Origin of the sequence: Siccirubricoccus soli (assembly GCF_024178315.1) — a bacterium.
GTDB classification, from domain to species: Bacteria; Pseudomonadota; Alphaproteobacteria; order Acetobacterales; family Acetobacteraceae; genus Siccirubricoccus; species Siccirubricoccus soli.
On record NZ_JAMZIK010000275.1, the window covers coordinates 1 to 571 of the forward strand.

General features: G+C 59.0%; 1 rRNA gene. It reads left to right on the forward strand.

Going from position 1 to position 571, the window contains the following annotated elements:
* A 23S ribosomal RNA gene (locus NJ376_RS28200) occupies window positions 1-571 on the forward strand; the annotation flags it as partial.

Consider the following 571-nt stretch of genomic DNA (forward strand, 5'->3'; position numbering starts at 1 on the left):
CGGCTGTTGAGTGCAAAGGCATAAGCCCGCCTGACTGTGAGCGCGACAGCGCGAACAGAGACGAAAGTCGGCCTTAGTGATCCGGTGGTCCCGCGTGGAAGGGCCATCGCTCAACGGATAAAAGGTACTCTAGGGATAACAGGCTGATCTCCCCCAAGAGTCCACATCGACGGGGAGGTTTGGCACCTCGATGTCGGCTCATCGCATCCCGGGGCTGGAGCAGGTCCCAAGGGTTCGGCTGTTCGCCGATTAAAGCGGTACGTGAGCTGGGTTTAGAACGTCGTGAGACAGTTCGGTCCCTATCTGCCATGGGTGTTGGAGACTTGCGAGGATCTGTCCCTAGTACGAGAGGACCGGGATGGACGCACCTCTGGTGCACCAGTTGTCACGCCAGTGGCACAGCTGGGTAGCCAAGTGCGGACGGGATAACTGCTGAAGGCATCTAAGCAGGAAACCCCCCTCAAAACGAGGTCTCCCTCGAGGGCCGTGATAGACCATCACGTCGATAGGCCGCAGGTGGAAGTGCAGCAATGCACGCAGCCAAGCGGTCCTAATCGCCCGATAGAGCTCA